The following is a 4,135-nucleotide window of genomic DNA, read 5'->3' on the forward strand; positions in this document are numbered from 1 at the left end:
CCACCGCGCGCTCGGCGAGCGCGGCGGCGACGTCGAGCCGGGCGAGCGCGTCGGCGGTCGCGGCGATCGGCTCGGCGCGGTTCAGCGCCTCCTCGGTGAGCTCCTCCAGATGTGCGGCCTCGGCGGCGAGGGCGTGGGCGCCGGCCTGACCGACGCGCAGCGCTTGCTCGTGCAGGTCCGGCGCGTTGAAGCGGACGACGCCGGCGAGCGTCTGGCGGTGGGTGAACCCCGAATCGGCGACCATCAGCCGGTCGGCGGCCCTGGCCGGCACCTCGACATGATAGCCGAGGACATTGTTGTGCCGGATCTTGAGCGTCGCGATCCCGGTCTGGGTGCGGTAGCGCGCCTCGAGCGCGGCGATCGCCCGCCGCCCCTCGCCGCCGGTCGCGCGGAGCGCATCCAGCGCGGCGTCATAGCCTTCGGCGATATAACCGCCCTGGGCGCTGTCGAGCGGCGGCGACGGCACCAGCGCGCGGGAGAGCAGATCGACCAGCGCGCCGTGGCCGGCAAGCGCCGGGAGCAGCGCCTTGAGCAGGGCCGGGCGATCCGGCAGCTTGGCGAGCTTCTCGTGCAGCCGCCGCGCCTCGTCGAGCCCGTCGCGCAGCTGCCCCAGATCGCGCGGGCCGCCGCGCCCGGCGACCAGCCGACCGAGCGCGCGGCCAATGTCGGGCAAGGCACGGAGCTGGCGGCGAAGGGTGTCGCGCAGCACGCCGTCGCGCTCGAACAGCGCGACCAGATCGAGCCGCGCCTCGATTCCCGAACGGTCGAGCAGAGGCGCGCCGAGATCGGCTGCGAGCAGCCGCGCCCCGGCGCCGGTCACCGTCCGGTCGACCGCGCCGAGCAGGCTGCCCGCCCGTCCGCCGGCGACCGACTGGGTCAGCTCCAGGCTCTCGCGCGTCGCCGCGTCGATCGCCATATGGTCGCCCGCCGAGAGCTTCGCGGGCGGCCGCAAGAAGGGGAGCGAATCGCGCGCCGCCTCGTCGAGATAGGCGAGCAGGCCGCCCGCCGCCGCGAGCGCCGCCCGGTCGAACCCACCGAAGCCGTCGAGCGTGGCGACACCGAACCTCTCCTTCAGCCGTCGCTCGGCCGCGATGCTGTCGAAGCCGGCGCGGCCTTCCTGGGCGATGACCTCGGCGGCGGCGAGCCGGGCCAGCTCGGCGTCGAGCGCGGCTGCGGGGACCGAGCCCAGCTCGAAGCGCCCGGTCGAGATATCGGCCGCCGCCAGCCCGACCCGCTCCCCGACCTTCGCCACCGCGACCAGCCAGTTGGCGCTGCGCGAATCGAGCAAGGCCTCCTCGGTCAGCGTGCCCGCCGTGACGACCCGGACGATCGCCCGGTTGACGACCGACTTGGCCCCGCGCTTCCTCGCCTCGGCCGGGTTCTCGGTCTGCTCGGCGATCGCGACGCGGTGGCCGGCCCTGATCAGCCGGGCGAGATAGGCTTCGGCGGCGTGGATCGGCACGCCGCACATCGGGATCGGCGCGCCCTCATGCTCGCCGCGCGCGGTGAGGGCGATGTCGAGACAGGCCGCCGCGACCTTTGCGTCCTCGAAGAAAAGCTCGAAGAAATCGCCCATCCGATAGAAAAGCAGGCAACCGTCCACCTCCGCCTTCAGCGCGAGATATTGCGCCATCATCGGCGTCGCCGGGGAGTCGGATTTGCTCTGAGTGGCCACAGGGCGACGATAGAGATTCGAGGCGTCGGGAGGAACCCACCGCCGCTCGCCCTGAGCCTCTCGAAGGGCGTTCCTTGCTGCCTTGCCGATCAGGAGAAGGAAGAGGCCTCGACAGGCTCAGCCCGAACGGGGTTGAGAAGCCTGACGGCTTTGACTTGCCCCCGTCACGACTTGAGTCCTACAGCTTCGCCACAACAGGGAGAGACCATGTGAGCGAGGGCAGCAACGTCAAATTCTCGGAGGCCGAGGCGCTCGAATTCCATTCGACCGGCCGCCCCGGCAAGATCGAGATCATCGCTTCCAAGCCGATGGCGACGCAGCGCGATCTGAGCCTCGCTTACTCTCCCGGCGTCGCCGTCCCGGTCCGCGCCATCGCCGAAAATCCCGATTGCGCCTATGATTACACCGCCAAGGGCAATCTCGTCGCGGTGATCTCGAACGGCACCGCGATCCTCGGCCTCGGCAATCTGGGCGCGCTGGCCTCCAAGCCGGTGATGGAAGGCAAGGCCGTCCTCTTCAAGCGCTTCGCCGACGTCGATTCGATCGACATCGAGCTCGACACCGAGGATCCCGACGCCTTCATCAACGCCGTCGCCCTGATGGAGCCGAGCTTCGGCGGGATCAATCTCGAGGACATCAAGGCCCCCGAATGCTTCATCATCGAGCAGGCCCTGCGCGAGCGGATGAACATCCCGATCATGCACGACGACCAGCACGGCACCGCGATCATCAGCGCCGCCGGGCTGATCAACGCCTGCCATCTGACCGGGCGCAAGCTGAAGGACGTCAAGGTGGTGGTGAACGGCGCGGGCGCGGCGGCGATCGCCTGCACCGAGCTGATCAAGGCGATGGGCGTGCCGCACGATCATGTCATCATGTGCGACCGCAAGGGCGTGATCTATCAGGGCCGCGAGGGGGGGATGGACCAATGGAAGTCCGCCCACGCCGCCAAGACCGACGTGCGGACGCTTGAGCAGGCGCTCAAGGGCGCCGACGTCTTTCTCGGCCTCTCCGCCGCCGGCGCGCTCAAGCCCGAAATGGTCAAGGAGATGGCGAAGAAGCCGATCATCTTCGCGATGGCCAATCCGGACCCGGAGATCACCCCGCCCGAGGCGAAGGCGGCGCGGCCCGACGCGATCGTAGCCACCGGCCGCTCGGACTATCCCAACCAGGTCAACAATGTGCTCGGCTTCCCCTTCATCTTCCGCGGCGCGCTCGACGTGAGGGCGACGACGATCAACGAGGAGATGAAGATCGCCGCCGCCCGCGCGCTCGCGCAGCTGGCGCGCGAGGCGGTGCCGGAAGAGGTGGCGGCGGCCTATGGCGGCAAGGCGCACAGCTTCGGCCCCGATTACATCATCCCCGCCCCGTTCGATCCGCGGCTGATGGAAATCGTTCCCGCCGCGGTCGCGCAGGCGGCGATGGACACCGGCGTCGCCCGGCGCGCGATCGAGGATATGGATGCCTATCGCACGGCGCTGCGGGCCAGGCTCAACCCGACCACGTCGGTGCTCACCCTCGCCTACGAAGCGGCGCGGGCCAATCCGCGCCGGGTGCTCTTCGCGGAAGGCGAGGAGGATGTCGTGCTGCGCGCCGCGATCGCGTTTCGCGACGGCGGCTACGGCATTCCGGTGCTGGTCGGCCGCGACGACGTCCACGACCGCCTCCGCGCATTGGGCGTGGACGATCCCGAGGCGTTCGAAGTCTATAACAGCCGCAATTATCCCCGCGTCGCCGAGCTCGCCGACTACCTTTACAAACGCCTCCAGCGTCGCGGCTATCTGCCGCGCGAGGTCGAGCGGCTGGTCAATCAGGACCGCAATATCTTCGCCGCCTGCCTGCTCGCGGTCGGTGAGGCGGATGCGATGATCACCGGCCTCACTCGCACCTATGCGCAAAACCTGCGCCAGATCCGCCGCGTCCTCGATCCTCAGGAGGGCGTCACCCCGTTCGGCATCCACGTCATGGTCGGGCAGGCGCACACTGTGTTCATCGCCGACACGACCGCGACCGAGCGGCCGACGCCGGAGCAGCTCGCCGAGATCGCGATCCAGACCGCGCAGGTCGCGCGCCGCATGGGCCACGAGCCGCGCGTCGCCTTCCTTTCCTATTCGAACTTCGGCAATCCGGAAGGCAGCTTCCTCGATCGCATCCGCCAGGGCGTGAAGCTGCTCGACGCGCGGGACGATGTGGACTTCGAATATGAAGGCGAGATGGCGCCCGACGTCGCGCTCAATCCGGCGCTTCAGAAAATCTATCCGTTCAGCCGCCTCACCGGCCCCGCCAACGTCCTCGTCATGCCGGGCCTGCAGACCGCGAACATCTCGGCCAAGCTGCTCAGGGAGCTGGGCGGCGATTCGGTGATCGGCCCGATGCTGGTCGGCATGAAGGAGCGGGTGCAGATCGCGCCGATGACGGCGACCGCCTCCGATCTCGTCACCCTCGCCGTGCTCGCCGCCG

2 protein-coding genes are annotated in these 4,135 nt (G+C 69.5%); one reads left to right on the forward strand and one right to left on the reverse strand.

What is annotated here, in order from left to right:
• Positions 1-1,636 (reverse strand): DNA mismatch repair protein MutS (mutS, locus tag ACT4N8_RS06180; RefSeq protein WP_444857261.1); only part of this gene is annotated, 1,636 nt, incomplete at its 3' end.
• A gap of 248 nt (positions 1,637-1,884) precedes the next feature.
• On the opposite strand from mutS, the gene ACT4N8_RS06185 reads away from it, so the two are divergent.
• On the forward strand, positions 1,885-4,135 hold a 2,251-nt coding region (locus tag ACT4N8_RS06185), incomplete at its 3' end, for an NADP-dependent malic enzyme (RefSeq protein ID WP_444857262.1).

This window comes from Sphingosinicella sp. (assembly GCF_052387495.1).
GTDB lineage: Bacteria > Pseudomonadota > Alphaproteobacteria > Sphingomonadales > Sphingomonadaceae > Allosphingosinicella.